Raw genomic sequence first — 24,744 nt, forward strand, 5'->3', positions numbered from 1 at the left:
GTTGTAAAAGACATCAAGAAATAAATCTATCAATATAGCGGATTTTTCCATTATTAGAATACTTATTCTTTCTACCAAATTTTTTAATTTATTTTCCATCTCCCCACAGCTCAAGTGGTAAATTAACTAACTCCTTACCTATTTGTTCGCGAGCCAAATTGTTTGAAGGAGCCATAGGGATTCCTCCTCTAGCATCGCGGTAAATTCGTTCAAAAACCCCCTCTATGTATCCAAAACCACCTGCTACATCCATTGCAACCCGAGCTGCAGAATCTGCTAATTCTGTAGATTGAACTTTAAGTTCTGTTACCTCAGTATTAAGTTGAGTTAAAGGTTGGTTGGTCTCAAGTAACTCATCATAATGTCTAGCTAAATCAAGTTGCCAAGCTCTTAGACCTGTAATTTGAATTTTTATCTCAGCCAATTTTTGACGAATTACTTGATAATCCGATAGGCTTTTGTTGAAACCTTTATGAATCGTTTTTGTTACATGTGCTACCGCTTCATCTAGAGCACCTTGCGCCACACCTAGCCATACTGCGCTTAAACCGAGGACCGTACCGGTGCCATTCAATATATCTCTGCTAGCTGCGTTCAATAAATCACGATGACTTACTTTCACATTTTTAAACGAAAGTGGTCCACTATGATTTCCGCGTACACCTAATGCTTTCCAAGGTTTAGCTTTTATCCCTTCATCATGACCATTCACAATAAAAAAACTATGATCACTCGGATCGTCACTATTTGCGGTACGGGTTTGAACGACATAAAAATCCGCTTGTCCTCCACTTGTAGTAAATGACTTCTCAGCATTTAGAATAAAATCTTCACCGTCTCGTTCTGCCTGACTTAAGTTATACCAAACATGCCCCCCTGTAGCTTTTTCACTTACTGAAAAAGTACCGATAGCCCCTTCACGAATGGGCAATAACCACCGCTCTTTTTGATTATCATTACCAAAAATATTAATTACTTGGGCTGCACCAACATGCATCGCATATACAAGAGCTGTAGACGCATCTACCCTGCCAATTTCTTCTGCCACAACGGACAATCCTACATAACCTAGGTTTAAGCCCCCCCATCTCTCAGGAATCGTTACCGAAGTCCACCCTTCTTTTGCCAGGGCTTGTAAATTCCCTCGTGGAAACATGCCTTCTCTATCAATTATGTCTGCATTTGGTTTAATTACTTTTTCAACAATCGGTCTAATCTTTTCTCTAATTTCCTGGATGTACCCTCTTGAATATATATTTTTTTCTAATGCTGCATTGCTCATTTTTATATCCTCCAACTTTTTGTTTATAGATAGAAATCTCACAATTATAGACTTTTCTATATCAAACTCTATATGCTAATGAATACAGGGAGAAAAATATTAGTAGATCGCTTAATGTCCTTAGCAACCCATCTACTTAAAAGTAAATTTGCTTCAGCGGAAGCTTAGTACCGTTCACAACGTAATTACCGATAGCACGTGCTTTGTAGACAGTTGGATTATGAGAAGCTATGGTACGGATATTACGCCAGTGACGGTCGAGATTCGCTGACTTTCTCGTTGCAGATGCTCCTCCGACTTCAAAAAGTAGCGTGGAAGCTTGCAATGCAAGATCGTCCACAATAACCTTCGCCTGAGCCGCTCGAAGTGAAGCATCATGACTTAAATCATAGTCAATCACGCCGTCGACCGCTGAATTCACAGCAATGTCCAGTGCATCTACAGCAGCGAGAACAATCGCTTCTGAGGCGAACGCACTACTTGAGAGCTGTCCAACAACCTGTTGTAGTTGCGGGTCAGCAGATGCAGTGTCTGCAGCAGCAAAACTAAATGTTCGAGTTCGTTTATGAACCAAAGCGGATGCGTCTGTCACTACATTACGCAATATGCCTGAAATAACCGCATGGAGATAAAGCTGTAAATATGAATTGAAAGGCGTCCTGTCATCACTGATTACAGTCACTTCACCTTTATTGACAAAAACATTGTTTAAATGTGTCGTGCCACTTCCAGTCAATCTTTGTCCGATTCCATCCCAATCGTCTTTTATTATGACACCTTCACGATCAGTTGGGATGATCACTGAAACTGGTATTCCATCTAAGGTAGATGCCGTAACAAATACCCAGTCAGCATACAAGGTACCTGTACTAAAGTACTTCGTGCCGTTCAATCGGTAACCCTCACCTTCAGGGGATAAAGTGGTTTCAAAGGCCAAATGCCCCACATTTTTCGATGAAAGCTCAGTAAAAGCATTGCCAATGATTGCTCCATCTGCTATTCTTTGTAACCACGTGTCACGTTGTTCACTTGCAGGATTTCGAAGTAATTCATCCACGTTGGAAAAATGAGAACGAAGGCTATGCGCGATATCTGGATCGGCTTCAGCTAATCGAATGATGACATAGAAAAGTTCACGAATACTAGCACCGCCACCCCCTAGTTCAACCGGTAAACGAAGAGCACCAAGTCGGGTTCGTCGGATTAAATCGATTGCATAATAAGGGCGAGCTTCGCTACCAGAATTCCGACGATTCTCGGCATCTATTGCAATATCAGTAATCAATTGATCTAATTCAGCAGAGCCAACTTTTACTGGTTCAGTAAAAGTTAGTGAAGTTAAACGATCTTTGTTAACACCAAAATTTAATTGTTTTTGATTAGACATTTTATAAATAACTCCTTTAGCATTTTAAATATAACTATTCATATCATATTAGTCGTATTTATTTATAAAAAAATTATTAAATAGTATTATGCTTGCTCATATTACTGTGTAGTTCCTTTCAGGACAAAAGCATCAATAACATGCAGTAGGATGACGTTCATCATTTTGTTTAATCAAATACTTTTTATGTAGTAAATCATTTTGAGCTCTCTTGAAGACCAATTTTTCTATATTGATTCCCTACGTGGTTTTCTGGTAAACGGGCTTTTTTCCCAAATAGCTTTTCTCTGAAAGTCCCCTCTTCATATTCCATTTTTACTAATCCTCGACGTTGAAGTTCTGGTATGACAAGTTCAACAAAATCTATAAAAGTTCCTGGTGTTATCGCATATGCTAGATTAAATCCATCGATGTCTGTATCCTCAATCCATTCCTCAAGCGTATCAGCAATTTGCTCTGGCGTTCCGATTGCCACAGGACCCATTCCACCAATACCAGCAAAATTCGCTAACTCACGTACTGTCCATTTTTTATTTGTTCTTGCTTTTGTCAAACTTTCAAGCATTGATTTAATTGCATTTGTTTCAATATACTCAATTTCCTGATCAGGATCATATTCAGAGAAATCTACTCCTGACCAACCACTTAGTAAGGAAAGGGCACCTTCATAACTTATATATTTCGATAACTCTTCATACTTTGCCCATGCCTCTTCTTCAGTTCGTCCCACAATTGGTGTTAGTAATGCGAATACTTTCACACTTTTTGGATCTCTTCCCTGCAAATTAGCTTGTGCTCTAACATCTTTAACATATAATGATATCGCTTCTTTTCCAGGACCAGAAATAAATGTGCATTCTGCATGTTTGCCTGCAAATTGACGACCACTTGCAGATCCACCAGCTTGATACAAAACAGGGGTTCTTTGTGGTGAAGGCTCACACAAATGAATGCCTGGTACATCAAAATATTTACCATGATGGTTGATTTCGTGAACTTTTGTTGGATCAGTATAAATTCGTTTCTCTTTATCTTTCACAACTGCATCGTCTTCCCAGCTACCTTCCCACAATTTATAGCAAACTTCTAAATATTCATCGGCTATATTGTATCTTTCTGCATGTTGAAATCTATTACCGATATCAATATTTTTCGTTCCACTTTCTAAATAGGAAGTAACAATATTCCAAGCAATTCTACCGTTTGTTAAATGATCCAATGTAGACATTCTTCGCGCAAACGTATATGGGTGTTCAAACGTTGTCGAGCATGTGATTCCAAAACCTAAATGTTTAGTTGCGTTAGCCATCGCTGAAACGAGCAGAATTGGATCATTTACCGGTACTTGTGTTGCTTCACGGACTGTAGTTTTTTTATCTCTACCATACACATCATAGATCCCGATTACATCCGCAATAAACAAACCATCGAACCGTCCTTTTTCCAATGTTTGCGCTAACTCCACCCAATATTCAATTTCATTATAGCGATGGGATTGATCTTCAGGATGTACCCACAAACCCGGTGATTGATGACCAACACAATTCATATCAAATGCATTTAATAAGATTCTTTTTTTGTTCATTTTATTTGTCTCCTTTTCTGTCCTTTTGAAAACTGTTAGTGCCATAAAAATTTGAGAGCATCCGGTTATAAAAAAACAAAAAACCAGAGACATCTTCTACAAAATCAGAAATTGTCTCCGGTTGACCGGCAAACCTTATATAACTATTCCTATGTTATTACTTTGTTTTATATTAGCGGGCATACTTCATATTGTCAATACACCTTATGCACTTTTCTTCATTTTTTGCTGCACATTTTAATAGGTGCTTTTTCCTTAAACCTCACAATAAAAAATAAAAGATTATCTAATAGACTATCATTCTTACGAAATAGATAGCAATTATGTTTTTATCACCTTAACTGGACCAAATCGTGGTAAACCAATGACTGATGGTTCTGTACGTTCTTTAATTAAACGGATGAAGAAAAAAACAGGAATAGATTTTGCCCCTCATATACTTCGGCATACATATGTCACAGAGTTACATGAAGCAGGAGTAGACATAAAGGTTATTAGGACATACCCACGTTCAAACAACCATACAGACTTATATCCATGCATCCGATGAAACCATACGTGGAAGCTAGGAACAGGCTCAATCAAATAAAAAGATGGGGAGAAGAGATAAATAATGATACAGAGCAAATTGGAAATTAAACCCCTTCCCCACCATTTGGAACAGATAAATGAACCATTACTTTGATATTGGGCAAATGATGTGTGGAATGTACAGGAATGCCCCTTCTTAGATAAACGGAATAGAAATCTGTTTTTTTTTGTGTAATATGACGATTGCCAAAAGATAAATTGGAAGTCTTTTGTATTCAACAATCGGGCCAGATTCTGGAGTAAGGAATAAAGCTATTTTCTTATAATGAGGTTAATTATCAGGAATATAATGGTAAAGTTAGTTATGGTTTTTAGAGTGTTAATCAATTTTAAATATGAACTAGCTTTAAGGAGGGTAAAATGGAAACGAAAATAAATATCAATAATTCAACACATTTTTCCTGGCTGTCACGCTGGCCTCAGTGGACTGGGTATGCTGCTGCTCTATGGTCCCTTATATACGGGTTACTCGGGGCGTACTGGTTATTAAGAGGAAACGGATTTCCTTACGGTAAAAACGATCCAAGGGCAGAAATGTTGGGATCATTTTTATCCAATTTTAATGTTAATGTCGGGGGTCCAGTCATTGCCATAGCTGGATTGGTTGGAACGGTAGTAGCTCTAGCGATGGTAATGACATGGGGGAGTCGTTTTCCGCGTACAATATTACTCTCCTTTTCGTGGATAATGAGTGTGACACTTATATTTGTAGTTCCAGATTCTAGAATTGTACAGAATTTTGCTTATTTGTTTCTACTTCACTTTGATCTGCTGGACTGGAAAGTTTTTAATCAAGTTTTTTGTATAGTTGGTGGGTTCATTTGGGGAGCTACTGCAATAGCATACTTTCGTCTTACACAAGATGCTTGCGGTAATTGCGGCAGAAATGACGCTAACGAAGTATCATTAGTGAAAGGAGCAGAATGGGGAAAGTGTTTTACCTATATAGCCGTCGTTATGGCGGTGCCATACGGTATTGTCCGATGGGCGTGGGCCTTAGGTATTCCTCTGGGGACAACCAACTTATCAATGGTTGGGAATGAAGACATTGTATTAGTTGAAACTATACTGGGTGGATTATGTATTGGCGGTGGAATTCTGACCCTTGGACTTATTCAGAGATGGGGAGTGATTTTTCCAAGGTGGTGTTTATTTCTAGCAGGTAAACCAATTCCAATCTGGTTTGTTGTGGTACCTGCTACATTGATGTCGGCTATTATCACGATAACGGGCATAAAGCTCAGTCCACAAATCATATATATGATAGTTAATGGTTCAATTACTCATGAAAATTGGGGACAATTTGTTCCTTTTTTATTCTGGTTACCATGGGGAATATCCCTAGGGATAGCAATTCTAGCTTATTATTTAAAGAGACGAGGACGATGCAAGCATTGTGGTAAACTTTAGCTCATCATTTTAATGGTCACATAAATAAACCAAGAGTAAGAATTTAGGTTACTAATAGACTATTTACATGAGATTTTTTAATTTCCTTCACTTTGCTATTGGTTGATATTCAATTATAGGGCGCTTTTCTGAATTGTGCCTTTTCTTTATGTATAGGGAAATAAGAGGAGGTAATCGCTATGTCTTATGCGTCATATAAAATTCGTATTTTTGCCTTCTTATTAGATTATCTTGTTATAGTTATATACGGTATCTTTGTTGTAGGTACCATATCCTTCATACTTCGATCATATATTAGCCCTTTATTTTCAAGTTCCACCGTAACAGCTGAACTTACAGGTTTTTTTATGATGACGCTTCCGGTTTCACTTTACTTTGTTTTGTGTGAGTGTTCTAAATGGCAAGGAACATTAGGAAAGAGAAAAATGGGCATCCGTGTTATTGACAGTGCCGGCAAGCGTATTGGAATAGGTCGCTCAGTTTTCCGAACTGTTACCAAGTTTCTTCCTTGGGAGGTTGCACATTTTGGTGTATGGCACTTAATGCTTCCATCTGCCTTTTCTGAGGTTACCGTTTATATAATCTTAAGTGCGGCCAATCTTGCAATAATAATATATCTAATTATTCCTCTTACTAATAAAAAGGGGAAAAATGTTTATGACTGGTTAGCGGGTACTGAAGTAGTTCACTGATAGCATTTATATTATAGTCACTCTTCAATAAAAGGGCGCGATTATGGAAAATGATGGCTAACGACTTTGAATCGTTAGTCATTTTTAAATCATTCTTTAAATACATGTCTATAATGAAAGAACACACTTAAATACTAACTTTTTTATAAAAAGGTATTGATAACCGGCTGTATCTGTATAATGCTCTTCAATTACTAAATCTGATTCATGGTGTAATAAGCCATCAATAACATGTACTGCATCTCTTGCATTGGTATTAATAACCTTGGTATAAAAGCTTGAAAATTGATCACTTGTAAACCGATATAAAGTGGCACCTTTACCTGATCCATAATGAGGATTAGCATAAGCATGTAAAGATGATACTCCTACTTGTACCCGCATTCCATCTGATGAAGATGTTTTTCCATCACCCCAATTAGAAGCTAAAGCTAGTTTCGACTATCATTTGAATATGAGCCATCAACAGCAGCTTTGCATTTAATAAAGAAAGAATTTAGCTGGTAAAAAATAAATATAGTTTTTCCTAGTAAGACTCCTTATTTATTCTTTGTATACTATCGAATGCTTCTCCACATTAACTCCATATAACACGGTTATAATGATACAAGAGGTGATACCATGAGGAACTATCATATTCTTGTAGTAGAGGATGATCAAGAGATTCAGGAATTAATTAAACAATTTTTAATGACACAACACTATACTGTTGAAGTAGCATCAGATGGATTAGAGGGAATGAAACAATATAATAAGCAATCCTTTGATTTAATTCTTTTGGATGTGATGATGCCAAACCTTAACGGATTTGAAGTTGCCAAAATGATTCGAAACCAGTCAAATGTACCAATTATTATTCTAACCGCTTTAGAAGAAGAACAAGATCAAATGAAAGGTTTTGATCTTGGAATCGATGATTATATAACTAAACCTTTTTCTTTTCATGTTTTGATTAGACGAGTCGAAGCAGTACTAAGAAGAAGCTATGATCAAAGTACAACTAATCATTTAATATTTAAAGAAATTCATGTTGATTGTGATGCATATAAAGTATATGTAAATAAGGTTGAAATACCATTAACAACAAAAGAATTCGAAATGCTGCAACTACTACTTCAAAATGAGAAAAAAGTACTCACAAGAGAAAGCATCGTAGAAAAGATTTGGGGATACGAGTATTACGGAGAAACACGAATTATCGATACACATATTAAAAACATACGAAAAAAGTTAGATATGCCTTACATTAAAACAGTAAAGGGTATTGGTTACAAAATCGATGAATAAGATCTTAAAAACCATGAAGATGAAGCGAATTACCTATAAACTCTTTTTGATTACATCCCTTATTTTGTTAGCATTTGCAGTCCTGATCTATTTAACCTTATACTTCTTTCTCCCTACATTTTATGAGCAGTATAAAACCAAGCAGCTTCAGACAGGAATAGAAGAAATAATTGATAAATCTAAGGATCTCTCATTTCAAAATGCCCTACCACTTTTTGATGAATATGCCCAAAAAAATAACGCAATGATCTATCTTCAAAATGATGAAGGAACTATTATTTATTCTCCCTTTTTATCTTTTATTCGTGGAAATACCCAAGCATCATCCAATGTAAAAATCGAAACCGCAAAGCCAATAGGAATATCCAATTCATATGATGTTACCATGCCAATTCAATTCCAAGATGGTAACTTAACGCTAGTAGTGTCCGCAACATTTCAACCTATTAATGAAGCTTCACAGGTCTTGGTACTTTTCCTTCCTTATATCAGTATCATTGTAGTTGTGATTGGTGTTGGAAGTGCTTATTTATATTCGAGGTTTATTACAAGACCACTCATTTATATTAATAGAGGGGCACAAAAGATGGCGAACTTGGATTTTTCCGAAAAAATTGAGGTTCGTTCCAATGATGAATTAGGGGAATTATCCAATAGTTTAAATGATATGTCACTTAATTTACAACAAACTATGCTTGATTTACAGAAAGCGAATCAGCAATTAAAAAGCGACATTGAAAAAGAAAGAGAAATAGAAAAAAAACGCAGGGAATTTTTTTCAATTGTAGCACATGAATTAAAGACTCCTCTCACTATTATGAGAGGATATGTAGAAGGGATGATATATAATATTGGCCCTTATCAAAATCGCGACCAATACTTAAATAAAAATCATCAAATTATTGAAGGTATGGAACAACTGGTTCGCGAGATTTTAAGCCTTTCAAAATTAGAACAACATACCTTCAAATTACAATTAGAAGAAGTAAATCTGTCAGAATTACTTGATTCAATCACAACAACTCTCGGCTTTTTTGCTTCTCAAAAAGACATTCAAATAATAAAACAGTTTGGTACTCACCTTTCTGTTTATACAGATCGTGCCCTTTTAGAAAAAGCCTGTAAAAATATTATTCATAATGCGATTATGTATTCACCGCATGACGAGAAAGTATATATAAAGCTAACTCAGGAATCAAAACAAAACCACATCCAATTTCAAGTCATCAATACTGGGGTAAACATTAAAGAGGAGGATATACAGCATATTTTCAAACCATTTTATCGAATAGAAAAATCAAGAAATCGAAATACTGGGGGAAGCGGCTTAGGCTTATATATAGTAAAACAAATTTTCGAAACCCTTTATATCACGTATTCTATGAATAATTCTGAACAAGGTATACATTTTACAGTTACCATTCCATTATCCATAAAGTAAACAACAAAAGAGTCTCATCCCATTTCTATAAATGAAATGAGATGAGACTTTTATTTACTTTTCAATAATTTTTTCATAATCATAAACACTCCAAACTAAACATTAGTGATGTTATGTCTAGTTATGGCATACCATCATTTATATTTAACTCTTATTTTTGAAGTGAATCCCCAATTGTTCATTTACTCAGAAAGGAACTAAAAAGAGAAAGAGACTATTTATAAAAATTAAAACGATAAAGGATTAAGCAAAAAGATTCTATATTAAAACATATAGAATCTTCCAGGCTGTAGACAAACTCGAAGAAAAGCGAGTTTGCCTGCAGTTTTTTATTTTAAAAAAAGTTTCAGTTGATTTCAGAAATCCGCTCCCTTTCCGCCGACTGTCTGCCAAGCCTCCTCGCCGCAAGCGTCTGTGGTGGTCGCGGCTAGCCAGTTATTCGGCAGGAGTGTCGCAAATTTCTTCAATCCAGTGAGTTTTCATCCCATATAAAACATAAAAAAATTATGTAATAAAACCAAGTCTTGTTTTTATAATCATGGTTCGGGGTGAGACTAATCCGAACCTCCTTTTGTCGACAAACTCAAAGATTCTATATTCAAAAATATAGAATCTTCAAGCATGTATTATTTATTAATTATACTCATTCATTGGAGACTTCATTAATTTACCTTTTGGATCTTTCCTTCATGGGCCCGCCTTACCCCATTTTCGGTCTTCGTCAGACCCCTCCTCTTGATCAGAAGGGGGCATTTGACTTAGGTCCATTTCATTTTGATTAGAAGTGAACCTAACCCCTGGATTCTCCTCTAAATCTTGAAAAATATCCGTTTCTTTTTGATTTAATTCTATATTTTCCACTAAATCCAACACTTGTGTAAATGAACCAAATAAAACTATGGGACAATAAAGTAATGGAAGTTGCAATTTTTAATCCACATCTTTCTCATTCCTTTTTCATGGAGTTGAAACATTTTCTTTCTACATTTTCACTAATTAAATATTACACTGTTTAGTTATATTTCATATTTTATCTAACAGTGTTACCGAAACGAGAAGTGTTTCTATTATTCATTTGCCTTACAACTCTTTGATTACTAACTTTCTTTTTTCGAGATACACCGCTTTATCCGATTGCTTAGCCACCTCTTGCGAATGAGTGACGACAATGATACATTTATTTTCTTTATGAGCAAGTTCTTTAAATAACTCGATAATTTCCCTGGAAGTTTCTTGATCTAGGTTCCCAGTTGGTTCATCAGCAATTAATAAATCTACATTACAAGATAATGCACGAGCAATCGCCACCCGCTGCTGTTGACCACCGCTAAGCTGTAATACCTTTCTTTTTGCTTCTACTTCTGTCAGCCCTACCTTTTCTAATAACTCAAGTGCTCTTGCTTTTTTGTCTTTCACATCGACTCGTGTAATCTCCATGGCAGTGACTACATTTTGAAGGGCCGTCATATACGTAATCAGATTATATGATTGAAAGATAATCGAGACATGTTGGTTTCGATAGGAATCCAGACCGATCTCCTGTAAATCTTTTCCTTTGTATACGACATTCCCACTACTTGGGATATCTAACCCACTTGCTAAACTAAGGGTCGTTGTTTTTCCTGATCCCGATGGTCCTAAAATGGTATAAAAGTGTCCGGATAGAAACGCAAAGTTTACATTATCTAATATCGTGATTTTTTTATTATTGCTTTGATAATGGTAATTCAAATCTTTAAACTGTAAAATCGTGTCCATGTGTGTTCCTCCTATTCATCTTTTAATAATATTTCTTTTGGTTTCAATCGAAGAATCGATAATGCTGGAATAATGGTTGATAAGATCACGATTAATAGGCCTAATCCCCCTAATTTCAGCACATCTTGGGATGTTACACTTACATCAATAGTATCAATAGGATCCACATCTTGACCTAGGTCACTACCCATACCCGCGCTTGTAACCGCAAACCCTGCTCGTTGTCCAGGATTATTTTCTTGCTCTTCAGAAGCCGTAATTTCTTTCTGTAATAAACTGTCTCCCATTTTTTGAGACACTGTCCCACCTGTAAATATGGAGAGGCTAAAGGCTAAAACAGCAATACATAATACTTCTACTAAAAGTTGTCCTATTAATTTCCCTTTTTTCTCGCCAATCGACAGTAAAATCCCTAATTCCTTCCGTCGTTCTTTTATGGTCAACATAATGATAAGACCTAAGATAATGGACCCTGTAATGGAAACCAGGTAGATGATCCATTTTGAAGTGGCTGCCATGTTCTCAATAGGGCCTACCATTTTCTTATATAATTCATCATGAGCATCTAGTTTAAATAGGTCAAAATCAATGTCTGTTTTCTTTCCCGCTGCTTTAAAAGCATCGATTTTCTCTGGATCATTTAAGTAATAAATGGCTTTATCAATGGGGGTGCCCTTCATATCCTTATTGTCCGAAAATTCTTTTAATGATTCGAGCGAAACATATATTTTGTTAGATGGATCCAAGAATGCTATTGGTGCTTTTTGGCCACCTGTGTCGGATGCTTCATAAATCCCTATTATTTCTACCTTTATTGTCGATTTCCCATCGTCTTTTTTGATTTTTACCTTGTCACCAACTTTTAGCTTGTTTTCTTCAGCTAACTGTTTTTCGACCAGTGCTACTTTCTTACCTTTGTCTTCTGCTGTTATGCCACGCCCTTTAATGATCTCCTCCGTTCCTTCTGTAAATCCTTGCAATAAATCAGTGGCTCTTGCGCCGACCAATGATATATTGGGCATGTCCCTATCACCTTGACCTCCAACCATGGCAACCGAGCCTGCATTTTCACTTTCTTCAAGCTCAATGGGAGTAAAGCCCTCAGCTAAACCATAAGCTTCTTTTAGATAGTTGAAATTTTTTACATAGGGTGATTTAGCTAACTTATCTGCTTCCTCTGTAGAAATTTCCGGAATCTTTATTCTTTCATTTGGATTTTCTTCCATCTGTTTTTCCATCTTTTTTTGAAGCTTTTCTGGATCTAATCCTAGCGTTACGTCAACTCCCAATTTTTTTCTAGCGAGATCACTCGCTGTTTCCGTGACATTTTGCATCGCGAATCCTGCCAACACTAGATTCGTCACAACTAAAAATACCGCAAATAAGATAAGGGATTTTCCCTTTCTTGCTTGAACACTTAAAAATGCGCGTTTGATAAAATTCATTTTTCTTACCTCCTTGTTGATATCTCTAATGTATAGGACCTATCTGGATTCTATATGGAGATATCGAGGAGTTTCTATGTAGAAGTTTGATGTTTAAACTAAACATTATAAAAAAGCTGTTTAGGTCATGTCCACGCACCCGTACGTCCTACCTTATCTACTGATATAATAGATTCAAAAGGTCCACCAGTAATTTTCACTGGTGGACCTTTTAATACGAATGCACCCGTTAGCAGAATAAGCAACAGTTATATAACGATGTCAATGGATATCTTAATATAATTATTGAAGGTGCACCTTATCCAAAAAAGACCGTCTCTTTAATGTAAGTAACGGTCTAATCATGTTTAATCAAATGTTAACTACTCCTCCTGCTTTCTTCATGATGATGATGATCGGGATGATCTTCTAAAATTATTCTTGTTGATACTCCTTTGATCAGAAGTCCATAGCCCCCTTTTTGGGTTCTATCGCTCTGAGATTCCCCGACTAATTCTGCTTCAATTGGATTCCAACTTTTTCTATAAAATATATATTCTATTCTTTGGTTTAAATGGACTTGTGGGCAAATCCTTTGCCATGCGAATGATGCACATGGGATAGGTGAATAGCTAATCCTAGCCTAATCGTGAATAGGGTCTTTAGGGAAAAATAACATTTCACCGTTTTATACTCTACTCACTATAGATTTCAAAGCCTTGCAAACTTCTGAATCACAGTGAGGCACTGTAGTCTTATATAAATTTTATATAAATTTTATATAAATTCATTATTAATAATATATTATGCGTATTAAAATCTGGTCTTTATTCATCCGTTCGTTTTCTGTAGGCATGCCGTCTATCAATAACGGATGTCCCATTTGTTGTATTACTTTATAAAATTATAGAAAATAATAGTAATAGTCAACAGTCTACATTTTAGACATTGACGGACTCGAACCTCCGAACCCACCTCAGTCAATTTTATCTTGTTCAAAAAACTTGAGTTTAATAAAATCTAATTTATAACTTTTAAAATTGCTAAAAATAAATTAGGTTAAATAAAAGCAATTGAATAAATTAAGAATGTTAGCATTACATAAGTATTTTGGACCTACATTTTATGCTGTTTATAAAAAAGTTCGATCATTTTCTGTGTCTCTCAACAATCGCACTTTTGCGATGGCCCTTTGACCATACTATTTTTATATTTGCTCTGTATAAATTAATAGCTCCTAAAGCTACTGCGATTCCAACAATATATAATGCTAGCTGATAACTAAATATATTTACTACTAAACCGAATAACGAAGGTGCTATAACAATAAATAATTGATTTAATGTCAAAGCTGAACTCACCGTTAAGCCTATATAACGGGGATCCGATTGCTCTGTGACACAAGCAATGAAAATAGAATACCAACCAATTGCTACAAATCCTAAGAGAAAACAGAATAGTAGCATCAATATTTTAAATTCCACACCAATTATTAATGGCAACATCACTGTAAGCAATACTGCAACAACCATCACAATAAGCAATAATCTTTCTCTATTATGTTCAAAGAATTGATCACTCAACCATGCAATGACTACCCTTCCAATCATCCCACCTATTAAAACGAGACTTAAATATTTCCCTGCCTCTGTTAGCGAATAGCTACCTTCTTGATGCAAATAACTCATAAAATGTGCAATGATAATCATCTGTAATGACATCATCACAATACCTACAATGTACACCGGATATAGCTCTTTATTATTTTTGATAGCATTCATTTTCTCTTTAAACGACCCCGATTTCGCTTTTGTAGCACTAGTTCTTTCTGGCTCATGATAAAATAATAAAAAGAGTAGACCTCCTATTATTGCTACAACCCCTTGTACCACATGCGTGACCGACAAATTGAAATGATTATATGTATAGGATAAAATAACAGAGGCTAAAGCTCCTCCTATTGGTATACCAGTCTGTCTTATTCCTAGAGCTAAACCTCTATGTTTGTTGGGAAACCATTTTACAATAGCAGTACTACCACCAGTTTGAGCACTGCCGTACCATATCCCAACCAATAATAATAAAAGTAGCAATACAATATAATTGTTAACAAAAACTAGTGTCAATGCTGAGACCCCTAATATAATTGTCCCCCATCCAATAATTTGTTTTTCTCCTTTTTTATCCATTAAGTAACCAAACACTAACATTGAAAACATCGGACCAATATTTACAGCTGAAACAATAAAGCCTGTTTGCAGTGGTGTTAAGTTCCATTCAATTTGATAGAATGTAGCGATAGGTCCCATGCCATATGTCACAAATGTTGCTGCAGTCTGTGATAGTGTAGCCACTAATACGATTAACCATTTATAATATGTATTCATTTATGCCCCTCCAATATCTTGCTATTACATATGTATTCGATCAGTATAATTCGGCTATGGATATTTATTATAGAGTGAATAGTCTCGCAATCTATTATTAGCTTGTAGCATCATCTCGACTCCTTATTTATTAAGCTAACTAGAGTTTACTCTGCCTACTGAGAAGCGTAAAATGAAGGAAAATGATAGGTTCCATAAATTTTTTTTATAGGGTGTGTGACAAACAAAATGAACATCGAAGAAATTGCATTAAAAATTGAAATATTAAATCGACAAAATTTAAGTAAATCCGCAGAAATCACAAACTATACTCAATCCGCACTTACTGCTAAAGTGAAAAAAATGGAGTCAGAAATTGGAAAACCCGTTTTTAAACGAACACCCCAAGGATTGAAAATAACTAGCGTAGGCACCCAGTATCAAAACTATCTTCAACTTATTACTCAAGAATACGGAGAATTTTTACAATCCATTGGTGCCTATCAGCTTAACTCTAAAGTGAATTTTGGCACCTCACATACAACCTTAAAAATCTACGGAGCCCCCATCGCCAATACGTTGAATACGAGAGACATTCAATTGGATGTAGACTTCGCAGTAGATTCTAGTAATGCCATAAATCAAAAAGTACACAATTCCGAATTGGATTGTGCACTCATTAGTGAACCTATTAAAAAATACCCCGATTTAACATACGATATTGTTGCCACTGAAACATTTGAGATTATTTCAAGTAATGATGATATCATCAGTTTCGATCAGAATACACCTATTACATTGCTCGTTTTGAGTAAAGGTTGTATGTATACAAGAGCTGTGGTTGATTGGCTTATGAATAATCAAATACCATATAAATTAAAGGAAATAAAATCTATTAGTAGTATTCAAGATTTTTTACAAATCAGTAATACCATCGCTGTATTAAATACTAAGCTTATTGACTTATACAACTATACAAACATTCACTATTACAATTTAAAGTTTGACAATGTCCTTAATACCGTTTTTATTTATAAGAAGAAAGAAAGTAAGCAGAACAATATTTTACAATTAAAAAATGTACTCGAGACGATTTGTTAATTTTATTATTAATAATAGACTGTACAAAATAGAAATATCGCATAGTTATAATTAATTAAAAAATCCAGTTTGAACAAATAATGTTTAAACTGGATAGGCTACAATAGAATTCATTCGCTTTTCCTTTATATCAACGAAGGTGTAAAGATAAATAATATATGAATGACATCACTTTTGTTCAAAAAACTGAGTGGAATCCGTAAGACATCAGCCTTCAAGCTCTACATAGCATTCCCCTTTCATCACGACGACGATTTCTTCTTGATCACTGTGTGAATAATTACTCTCTATTGTTACTCCTTGATGATTAAGTTCCATCATTAAACGTTTTAAAACATCCTGCACTCTTACAAAATCCTTTAGAATGTCGAAAGCCTCTCGATTGAACTTAATCCCTGATTTTTGACTTTTTGTAAAAAAATAAACTAAGGCTGTCAACTCGCACCTAGGTCGATTTAACGAAAAAACGCCCGGAATCCAGGCGTTTTAATGTATCACTGTCTTATTTAATTATTGAATGATTGGGAAAGAAAATTCTGTTTTCCCCTCACTTTCTCATAGAGCGTGCCTAGCTTTCAATAAGTTAATATAAAAATTTTGTAATAGCGAATAGCTTGTCAATTAAAAATAACAATGTGTGTAGATCATTAATCAACCGCAATCGCCCGAAAGCATGCAACATGAAAAAAGACTCAAATCCTTGTAAGGATTTAAGCCTTTGATAGATGATGACCTGTGAGGGATTCAAACCCTCGACCTCACCCCAGTCAATTTTCCAAACTATCTTTGAAACAGTATTTTTGCAAGAATAGAATACATTAATTCCAATAATTCAAGTACACAATGTTTATTTATATAAATAGATTCTCTTAATTCCATTGTTTCTAGAAATTCTGCGCAATTTTTATCAATGAATAATAATTGAGATGAGGGTATGGTGTATTTTTTCTGTTATTTTTGCGACACACTCCACATATCCAGAGTGTATGTTACAACACACTGGATATCGGAAATGGTTTACAACATCAATCCAGTCGCATATTGCATAGAAGACGCATCAATATTCGGTTTAAAAATCAACCTTTACCAAGTACAACCCAGCTGCCTCCGCCATACGGCCCGTTTGGATTCTTTCTTTTGACTCTAAAATACTTGGTATATTTTCAGCATCTATTTCACCCAACCCAACTTCTATCAACGTCCCAACAATCTTTCTAACCATATTATAAAGAAATCCATCGCCTCGCACTGTAATTTGGATGAAGCCGGCATTTTCTTCTATATCAATAGAATATATTTCACGCACCATGGATTTTTTCTTAGACTTTGCATTTGAAAAAGCTGTGAAATCATGTTCACCTATAAAATGTTGACATGCTTTTTTCATTCTTGTGATATCCAGCTTTTTCTCTACATGCATACTGTACTTTCGCATGAAAGGATTTGTAAATTGCTCGTTCCAGATCTTATACAAATAGGTTTTATCCTTAGCGTTATAACGTGCATGAAAACGTTCAGGAACTAACCTAACCTCGACAATGCTGATATCTCTTGGTAAATATCTATTCAAATAATTCATGATTTCAGTTTCAGTCAGATTTTCACCAATCTTAAAATTGGCGATTTGAGCAAGGGCATGTACACCGGCATCTGTTCTGCTGCATCCGATGATCTCGATTTTTTCCCCTACCATTTCCGTTAATACATTTTCTATTTTTCCTTGAATCGTATCATCACTATTACCGAGTCGCTGCCAGCCCTTATAGCGCCCGCCATCATATTGAATTGTCAATTTATAATTGTTCATTTCTTCCTCCTTATTTTATTGCTTTATAGTCTTCTAAACAGAAAATTCTTGATAAAATACAAGCCCCCCATACAACTCCTGCTGTATGAGGGAACATATCAGTTTTTCTTAGAAACATAATAAATTGTTAAGGTGTTTGTATTATATTGTAATGTGTTTTTGTACAACCAAAAAATATATCTCCGAAGTTCCCCGATCCCCACCGTTCGAATTAAAATAAAGATTTCCACTGAACCCTTATTTTGCTCCTTTTTTGTTTCAAAAAGACTTTTTTAAGAGAGGAGAGTAAGAAAAGATAGGAATGGCAAGGGATTGACATCATACATATAATCTATGCCATTCCATAATAAATCCTAGCAATCAAAGTGAAAAGTACTTCACATAGTTTACCAAAGAGGCTGACGTCATGCAACGAACGAGACATTCAAAAGATCTTAAGATGCATCAAGATCCCAATAAATAATCAAAGTGAGTGGCCCACTTTGTCTATCTATTGTTGCATTAAAAAACTATTTTTTGTTTTTTATTCATAAAAGCTATAGAAGCAGGAGATCTTGATGAACGCCTACAAGAAATTGAAAAACATTTAGGACTAAAAATGGTATTTAATAAAATAGAAAAAGCCCCAACCTTGTCAATTTTCTAAACTATCTTTTATACAGTGTCTTTGAATAAATACATTCCATAGCTGTACTTGAGCTTCTTATCTAGCATTTTTCTCTTCCAAGGTTATTTCTTACGAGAGCTTCCTGAATGGTCTATTCGTGAATCACTCAATCCCAAAACACCCAATTTTTGTAAGCCACACGCCTTCTGTAGGCTGTTTTTTTAACCCTGTCAGCACCAATGATTTCAATATCAAATCCATACTCTTCAAAAATAAGAAGTGGTAGCTTTCCTTTTTCACATTCAGCGATAAATATACTTTTAAACTCATCTGTATATGTAATTGACTTTGAACTTTCACATAAGGATTATTCGATAAGTTATTTATTTCTCTTTCAGTAAAGTGTTTTTCATTTGAAATTCCCCAATTCGATTTTTGACTCTTAATACAAAATAGTACCCTATAGAGTAGTCCTTTTTTCAAAGTGTCTACTCTATAGGGTACTTTTTACAATCCCAAAGTCATTTAATCGCTGCTAAATTAGCAGGGTGTCTTTTATTAAACTGTCCGAAATTTAGGGCGCAGTTCATCAACCAGAGGGTACTATCATATAGCTGAACAACAGGTAAAGAAAATAGAGTAAAATAAATAATAATCAGGAAAAAATGAATCAGTTTAATCCACTGCTGAAAGACCAAAAGAAGAAACCAAAATATGTTTCACTCCTATATCTGTCCAGCTCTCTTCTTTAAACGTCCTGCAAGTGGTACTACAATTATACCAGCTATTACGACCTGCATAACGTTTCCGGGGATGGAGCCGATTGGCTGTATCCAGTTACCGTAAAGGATAACTTCGACAAAATAGTAACCCACGATTTTTATAATCAGTGCAACGGCAACTGCCAGTGTGTATACAAGTTCTCTTTTGCCGGGTACCTTTTCGGAGATGAGTCCGGCTAAAAAGCCCATTGCACCTACGATGATGAATGTAAACGGTGCCCATGCTGCCCAACCAGAGATAAGGTCGAAGAAGCACATTCCGAAGGCGCCTGCTATGGCTCCTGTTTTTTTGCCGTAAACCAATGCTGCTATAAAAAGAGGAACGTTACCAAGATGGATTAGGCCTCCGTTACCCATTATTGGTAGCTTTATGTTGATAAACATTGTGGCTACAAGGGTAAGTGCGATGAAAAGTGCATTGATGACTAAGGCTCTTGTTTTAGTAGTTTCTGTCGGTAAGTATGTCGAATTCATGTGATAACCTCTTTCTTTTTTTTAAATATTACCATACTCCTAAACAGATTTGTTGAATTAATTGCGACTGTAAAAAAAATACACAATCTTTTATCTAAAGCATTGCAAAAAGCTGTTAAATGGGGATTAATCAAGAATAATCCGGCTAAAGATACTTCTCCTCCCTCTATTTCTAAAACGCCCAAGCAAATATGAACATTGGAAGCATCTATGACTCTTCTAGAAGTTTGTGAACAACAAAACAAGCTTATCCCTTTTCATTTCATTGTTAAGACAAATAGTGCGACTATCAGTGTAAAAAGCGCAAGAACAATAATGACCCCTTCTACCATGTTTATCGGAGATCTTCCCTGCAAGCAGCCTAATTACTGTAAGTGTGACAGCATAAACTAAGAAAAAGTAACAACATTAACTTGATTGTTTGCCCCAAACAGTGGTGAACATGTTGTAATGCCACCAAAAGTAAGCGATAGGAAAATGTAACAATAGCGATTGGTTAAACGGTTTTTTCAAAAAATGATATTGGGTTTTTTGATGTAGGTTGAACTGCTGGAATTTTTGTACCAAACGCTAGTATGAATGCGATAAGTGCTAATGCTTTGCATAGAAGATTTATAGATAATGAAATGAAAATGATTTTGCTACCCAAAGACCTAATATCAATTGGGTTCTTACTACCCAACAGTACCGAGATATGCGAATAAAAAAGCAGTACCACCGCTATAAAAGTGTTGGTACTGCCATATTCAGTGAAAAGTATTTTGTTAATTAGAACGTACTTACTACTTTAACAGCCTTTTCAAGCCCTGCTGCAATAATTTCTTCTGTTCTATCTTGGAATTGGTTGTGACCTTCAATCACTACTTTCACTATCTGTGGAATAATCCTTTCCTTCAGTTAACATATTTTCTCTATGTTCTTTTGCCGATACTTCTGTGCTTTGCAAGTCTTTCGCAAAACCATTTCATAATGCTAATACTCTTGTAAAACCAAGAGTTAAAACTAATATTCGTTTCATAAATAACCGCCTAATAATTTTTGGTTCTGTTAAGGTTGATGGTATTAATTAGGCAAGAAAAAGAGAACCTAAAACACGTATAATCTATCGACTTCATTCTGTAAACCTAATTTAATCATTTCATGAATGACCAATTCTTTTAACGCTATCTCATTTGCAATTAAGTAAGTAAATTGGACATCTCTGATGAAAGCCAGTTTACTTTCTGTTGTTGCCGAATTAAAGAAGGCTTTCACTTCTTCCAAGTTAATCGTCATATCTTTTTCAAGTTTGTATAGGATAAAATTGCTAGTAATGTTCTCTACAGGTATTATGCCTAACCCATCAAGAGTTGGTAAAATGGTTTGTTGCTCTCTTTCTGTCCTTACTTTTCTTTCGACATAATGATATACATCCTCTATTAGTTCGCTTCCAAATGTGGCGATTATCTTTTCCACTACATAGTTTGCGTTCTCTTCAAATTCCTCATCTTCAGGTTCTACTTGTTTTAGTTCTTTGAGCAAACGAATATACTGTCCCTCTTCTTCCAGGATATTAAAGTTAGAAATAGTTAAGGCACCTTTCATCGTACAAACCAAGTTAAGAAAATCCCTTATATTCCTTGCAACAATCTTTATATGTGAATCAAAATCCATTGGACTAATACATACAACAAAAGCATTCTCTAAATCAGATACTGTTCCGAAGTCAGTTAGAAATCCGAAATGTATGCCGTCAACGCCTGTACTAGCAAATGTAATGACATCATAGGGAGTAACCTCATAAGGGGTGAAGTCAAATTCTAAAATTAGGGATAAGTCATCTAAGGAGTAGCCTTCTTTTTCAATTTCCTTCTCTAATTTATGGAGCTTTTCAATTGTTGGTGGCATTTTCAAATACTTTCCGAGATAACTCACTATTCTCTCCTTTAATATTGTGCCTTGTTAAGTGATTTAAGAATAACTTTTGTGTTAAATTTTTACAATATTAAACCATCGAAAGTATTGTCGACACCAATTCAGCTGATTTGATCGAAAATTAATTTCACTTGGTACAGCTGATAATATCGAACACGAATAGACATTGGCTAGTTCGATAGGAATCCTAATGTGACAACATAGGTAAGGTAAATCAGCGTAAATAGCAAGAAAAAGCTGATGCTTATCAATTGTTCTCGAAACTTGGGAAACCGCAGAGACATTAAGAATTAGAAACATCGCTTTCTAAAAATAAAGAATATCTCTAATAGGAAATCACAAATATTCATCAATGGTTTCACATTAAAAATGAACTTGGAAATGTATCTCCAAGCTCATTTATTTTACTGTCCATTTTTTTGCTAAAGCACCCTATAGTTTAAGTACAATATTTCACAATCTTCACGTACTACGTCAATTATTAGTCAATGGACTCTTCAATTCTATTCAACCATTCATTTACTAGGCTGCTAAAAAGTTGTGGTTGATCAATTTGTAAATTGTGACCTGCTGTATCCAATACAGCAAATGTTCCTCGTGGATACTTGTTTATTATGTCAAGAGCATCTTTATATCCAACCGAAGAGTCTTGTCTTCCTAACAGGAATACACTGGGTTTAATAAAATCTGACTGGTCAATCTTAAAAGAAAACCCATATTTATTCTTAACCTTATTTAGAAACTTTTCATCTCCAATTTTACAACCACTTAGAATTTCTTTGTTGTATCTTAACCATGTGTACTCATCAAGTACAATGTTGTTATTTCTAAAATCTTCTAATTCATCCTTTGATAAATTTTCAATAAACTTTTCATCTGTTCTCAATATTTCATGTTTCTCAACTGTTCTATTTTCTGGCAGAGGAATAATAAGAGGACATATAAATGCTGCACCGAGTATTTGTTCTTGATGCTTTTCAATAATGCCCCTAGCTATATAGCCACCGTAAGATTCCCCAGCAATTACGTACTCTTGGTTAGGAATTACAGCTTGAATAAAATCTAACACAGCATTCAACATTTCATCAGAACTGCTTATTTCATTATATTTTTTTGTTAATCCCATTCCAGGTAGGTCAATATAGATGCGTCTCCACCCATCCCTCTTTGTGAATATAGGTTCCATACAACCACTCATTAATCGATGGTCGGGGGCATAACCGTGTATCATTAAAATCGGTTTACCTTCCCCTAAATCTTCATAATATATTTCAGCTTGGTGAACTTTGCAATATGGCATATTAAATCCTTCTTTCTTAAATAATTACAAATTGCTTTAACTAACATTATGTATTCTCTTTTTGTTTCTCTAAGTCCTTGTTCAACCAACCTGCACCTTTATTTTAAGTAGAAATTTTCACAATCTCATATTACAAGTTGGGCTGATTTTGCACTTTCTACACTAACAATTAATTTTAAGATGACCAACATCGTTAGCTGAATAAGCAAAAGGCTTTACCTACGGTTCCTTGAAATATTAATTATTACAAATAATTGTCCTGTAATATGTTTGAATGCTTCCCTATCCGCCACCAATTAAGTAAATAATACATAATGAACTATATCTTTAAAAACAAAAAAAGACCCAAATCCTTGTTATATCAAGGATTTGAGCCTTTGGTAGTTGATGACCTGTGAGGGATTCGAACCCACGACCCCTTCCCTGTCAAGGTAAGGGTCCAATATTCCCAAAAATCTTAAGACAAAATCCCCATCCAAATTTTCACAGCCGTTGCTAGAATTAATAGAGCTAAGATGACTTGAAGTATTTTTGTATTCATTTTTTTACCAGCCATCGCTCCTAGAGGAGACGCTATTAAGCTTGCTATAACCATGATCAAGGCAGGATAGAAGTCAACTTGCCCTGTTGAGACTTTCCCTACCGTTGCGCCAATCGATGATATGAATGTAATCGCTAAGGAAGAGGCGATTGTTACCCTAGTTGGGACTTTTAAGACAACCAACATAATAGGAACTAATAAGAATCCACCGGCAGCACCGACAATCCCTGAACCCAAGCCGACAATCAAGGCTAAAGTTGCTGCGAGCCATTTGTTAAAGGTTACTTGATCCAAAGGAACGTCATCTATTCCTTTTTTAGGTATAAACATCATGACAGCTGCTATTAGAGCAAGTAGGCCATACACAATATTTATCCCGTCTTCAGACATGGATTGCGATCCAAAACTCCCAATTACACTACCTATGAGTACACTAACACCCATATAGATGATGAGCGTCTTATTTAAATAGCCACCTTTACGATAAGCCCAGACACCACCCATGGATGCAAATAATACTTGGACGGCACTAATTCCTGAGACTTCATGAGCACTAAAAGCCGCTAAACCGAAAAGTGGTGGTATATACAAAAGCATTGGGTATTTAATGATGGATCCGCCTATACCTAGCATTCCTGAAATATATGAACCAATAAATCCTATCAAAAAGATGGTAATGATAAACGTAATATCCATTTTTATTGCCTCCTCGAAAAGAAGGGAACCAATAAGGTTCCCTTATCATTATCAGCCTTTTTTAATCCAAAATTTTAGAACTTCATTTTCTTCTGCAGTTTCCACTACCTCATGACCACCAGATTTTGACCAAGCAGTTAAATCTGCTTTAGCGCCTTTATCTGTCACATGTATTTCTAACACTTGACCAGATTGTAAATCATTCATAGCCTTCTTTGTTCTAACAATCGGCATCGGACAAGCAAGTCCCTTTGCATCTAACATTTTATCTGATCTCATCATACATCTCTCCTGTTTTC

20 protein-coding genes and 4 pseudogenes are annotated in these 24,744 nt (G+C 35.3%); 6 read left to right on the forward strand and 18 right to left on the reverse strand.

The window, feature by feature from the left end:
- Window positions 1-88 precede the first annotated feature (88 nt).
- The 3 genes from ACQKMR_RS17670 to ACQKMR_RS17680 all read right to left on the reverse strand — a co-directional run bounded on the left by ACQKMR_RS17670 (window position 89) and on the right by ACQKMR_RS17680 (window position 4,254).
- The gene (locus ACQKMR_RS17670; RefSeq protein WP_427698461.1) at window positions 89-1,282 is read right to left on the reverse strand and encodes an acyl-CoA dehydrogenase family protein; all 1,194 of its coding nucleotides are present in this window, start codon (window positions 1,280-1,282) and stop codon (window positions 89-91) included.
- Between the two features lie 136 nt (window positions 1,283-1,418).
- A complete protein-coding gene (locus ACQKMR_RS17675) occupies window positions 1,419-2,669 on the reverse strand; it encodes an acyl-CoA dehydrogenase family protein (RefSeq protein ID WP_427698462.1) in 1,251 nt (416 codons plus the stop codon).
- Window positions 2,670-2,865: 196 nt separating this feature from the next.
- Window positions 2,866-4,254 carry an LLM class flavin-dependent oxidoreductase gene (locus tag ACQKMR_RS17680; protein WP_427698463.1) on the reverse strand — a complete coding sequence of 463 codons (1,389 nt, stop codon included), beginning with the start codon at window positions 4,252-4,254 and terminating at the stop codon, window positions 2,866-2,868.
- 331 nt (window positions 4,255-4,585) lie between these two features.
- Here ACQKMR_RS17680 and ACQKMR_RS17685 point away from each other — a divergent pair, with 331 nt between their 5' ends.
- The 3 genes from ACQKMR_RS17685 (at window position 4,586) to ACQKMR_RS17695 (ending at window position 6,947) form a co-directional block, all read left to right on the forward strand.
- Window positions 4,586-4,804, forward strand: a complete 219-nt coding sequence (locus ACQKMR_RS17685; RefSeq protein WP_427698511.1) for a tyrosine-type recombinase/integrase — start codon at window positions 4,586-4,588, stop codon at window positions 4,802-4,804.
- Window positions 4,805-5,205: 401 nt separating this feature from the next.
- Window positions 5,206-6,255 (forward strand): hypothetical protein, encoded by a 1,050-nt coding sequence (locus ACQKMR_RS17690; RefSeq protein WP_427698464.1) that lies wholly within the window; start codon window positions 5,206-5,208, stop codon window positions 6,253-6,255.
- A 179-nt stretch (window positions 6,256-6,434) separates the two neighbouring features.
- Window positions 6,435-6,947, forward strand: coding sequence for an RDD family protein (locus ACQKMR_RS17695; protein ID WP_427698465.1), 513 nt, complete (start codon window positions 6,435-6,437; stop codon window positions 6,945-6,947).
- Window positions 6,948-7,106: 159 nt separating this feature from the next.
- Here the strand turns inward: ACQKMR_RS17695 and ACQKMR_RS17700 are convergent.
- Window positions 7,107-7,385: pseudogene (locus ACQKMR_RS17700) on the reverse strand (Tn3 family transposase); the annotation flags it as partial.
- 183 nt (window positions 7,386-7,568) lie between these two features.
- Between ACQKMR_RS17700 and ACQKMR_RS17705 the strand changes: the two are divergent.
- Together ACQKMR_RS17705 and ACQKMR_RS17710 are read left to right on the forward strand one after the other, a co-directional pair.
- On the forward strand, window positions 7,569-8,234 hold the full coding sequence (locus ACQKMR_RS17705) for a response regulator transcription factor (protein ID WP_427698466.1): 666 nt from the start codon (window positions 7,569-7,571) through the stop codon (window positions 8,232-8,234).
- Complete coding sequence (locus tag ACQKMR_RS17710; protein ID WP_427698467.1) at window positions 8,227-9,675, forward strand: ATP-binding protein; 1,449 nt, start codon at window positions 8,227-8,229, stop codon at window positions 9,673-9,675. The genes ACQKMR_RS17705 and ACQKMR_RS17710 overlap by 8 nt, the downstream gene beginning before the upstream one ends.
- Window positions 9,676-10,362: 687 nt before the next feature.
- Here the strand turns inward: ACQKMR_RS17710 and ACQKMR_RS17715 are convergent.
- From ACQKMR_RS17715 to ACQKMR_RS17730, 4 genes are all read right to left on the reverse strand, one after another.
- Window positions 10,363-10,536 carry a hypothetical protein gene (locus ACQKMR_RS17715; RefSeq protein WP_427698468.1) on the reverse strand — a complete coding sequence of 58 codons (174 nt, stop codon included), beginning with the start codon at window positions 10,534-10,536 and terminating at the stop codon, window positions 10,363-10,365.
- A gap of 219 nt (window positions 10,537-10,755) precedes the next feature.
- Complete coding sequence (locus tag ACQKMR_RS17720) at window positions 10,756-11,433, reverse strand: ABC transporter ATP-binding protein (RefSeq protein WP_427698469.1); 678 nt, start codon at window positions 11,431-11,433, stop codon at window positions 10,756-10,758.
- An 11-nt stretch (window positions 11,434-11,444) separates the two neighbouring features.
- Window positions 11,445-12,878: an ABC transporter permease gene (locus tag ACQKMR_RS17725; protein WP_427698470.1), complete on the reverse strand. Its 1,434-nt coding sequence runs from the start codon at window positions 12,876-12,878 to the stop codon at window positions 11,445-11,447.
- Window positions 12,879-14,005: 1,127 nt separating this feature from the next.
- Complete coding sequence (locus tag ACQKMR_RS17730) at window positions 14,006-15,244, reverse strand: MFS transporter (RefSeq protein ID WP_427698471.1); 1,239 nt, start codon at window positions 15,242-15,244, stop codon at window positions 14,006-14,008.
- Between the two features lie 228 nt (window positions 15,245-15,472).
- On the opposite strand from ACQKMR_RS17730, the gene ACQKMR_RS17735 reads away from it, so the two are divergent.
- Window positions 15,473-16,324 (forward strand): LysR family transcriptional regulator, encoded by an 852-nt coding sequence (locus ACQKMR_RS17735; RefSeq protein ID WP_427698472.1) that lies wholly within the window; start codon window positions 15,473-15,475, stop codon window positions 16,322-16,324.
- A 207-nt stretch (window positions 16,325-16,531) separates the two neighbouring features.
- Here the strand turns inward: ACQKMR_RS17735 and ACQKMR_RS17740 are convergent, their stop codons facing one another.
- The 10 genes and pseudogenes from ACQKMR_RS17740 to ACQKMR_RS17785 form a co-directional block, all read right to left on the reverse strand.
- The gene (locus tag ACQKMR_RS17740; protein ID WP_427698473.1) at window positions 16,532-16,669 is read right to left on the reverse strand and encodes a hypothetical protein; all 138 of its coding nucleotides are present in this window, start codon (window positions 16,667-16,669) and stop codon (window positions 16,532-16,534) included.
- Window positions 16,670-17,393: 724 nt separating this feature from the next.
- The gene (gene truA / locus ACQKMR_RS17745; protein ID WP_427698474.1) at window positions 17,394-18,131 is read right to left on the reverse strand and encodes a tRNA pseudouridine(38-40) synthase TruA; all 738 of its coding nucleotides are present in this window, start codon (window positions 18,129-18,131) and stop codon (window positions 17,394-17,396) included.
- A gap of 706 nt (window positions 18,132-18,837) precedes the next feature.
- Window positions 18,838-19,158, reverse strand: a pseudogene (locus ACQKMR_RS17750) (HTH domain-containing protein); the annotation flags it as partial.
- Between the two features lie 305 nt (window positions 19,159-19,463).
- Window positions 19,464-19,994 carry an ECF transporter S component gene (locus ACQKMR_RS17755; protein ID WP_427698475.1) on the reverse strand — a complete coding sequence of 177 codons (531 nt, stop codon included), beginning with the start codon at window positions 19,992-19,994 and terminating at the stop codon, window positions 19,464-19,466.
- 263 nt (window positions 19,995-20,257) lie between these two features.
- A pseudogene (locus tag ACQKMR_RS17760) lies at window positions 20,258-20,654 on the reverse strand (MFS transporter); the annotation flags it as partial.
- A 108-nt stretch (window positions 20,655-20,762) separates the two neighbouring features.
- A pseudogene (locus ACQKMR_RS17765) lies at window positions 20,763-20,858 on the reverse strand (ACP phosphodiesterase); the annotation flags it as partial.
- A gap of 222 nt (window positions 20,859-21,080) precedes the next feature.
- Window positions 21,081-21,908 carry a hypothetical protein gene (locus ACQKMR_RS17770; protein ID WP_427698476.1) on the reverse strand — a complete coding sequence of 276 codons (828 nt, stop codon included), beginning with the start codon at window positions 21,906-21,908 and terminating at the stop codon, window positions 21,081-21,083.
- Between the two features lie 481 nt (window positions 21,909-22,389).
- Window positions 22,390-23,208, reverse strand: coding sequence for an alpha/beta fold hydrolase (locus ACQKMR_RS17775; RefSeq protein ID WP_427698477.1), 819 nt, complete (start codon window positions 23,206-23,208; stop codon window positions 22,390-22,392).
- A gap of 457 nt (window positions 23,209-23,665) precedes the next feature.
- The gene (locus ACQKMR_RS17780; protein ID WP_427698478.1) at window positions 23,666-24,445 is read right to left on the reverse strand and encodes a sulfite exporter TauE/SafE family protein; all 780 of its coding nucleotides are present in this window, start codon (window positions 24,443-24,445) and stop codon (window positions 23,666-23,668) included.
- A 51-nt stretch (window positions 24,446-24,496) separates the two neighbouring features.
- Window positions 24,497-24,724: a sulfurtransferase TusA family protein gene (locus ACQKMR_RS17785; RefSeq protein WP_427698512.1), complete on the reverse strand. Its 228-nt coding sequence runs from the start codon at window positions 24,722-24,724 to the stop codon at window positions 24,497-24,499.
- Window positions 24,725-24,744: the final 20 nt, after the last annotated feature.

It is taken from the genome of Peribacillus sp. NPDC096540 (genome assembly GCF_050278525.1).
In the GTDB taxonomy this organism is placed as follows: domain Bacteria; phylum Bacillota; class Bacilli; order Bacillales; family DSM-1321; genus Peribacillus.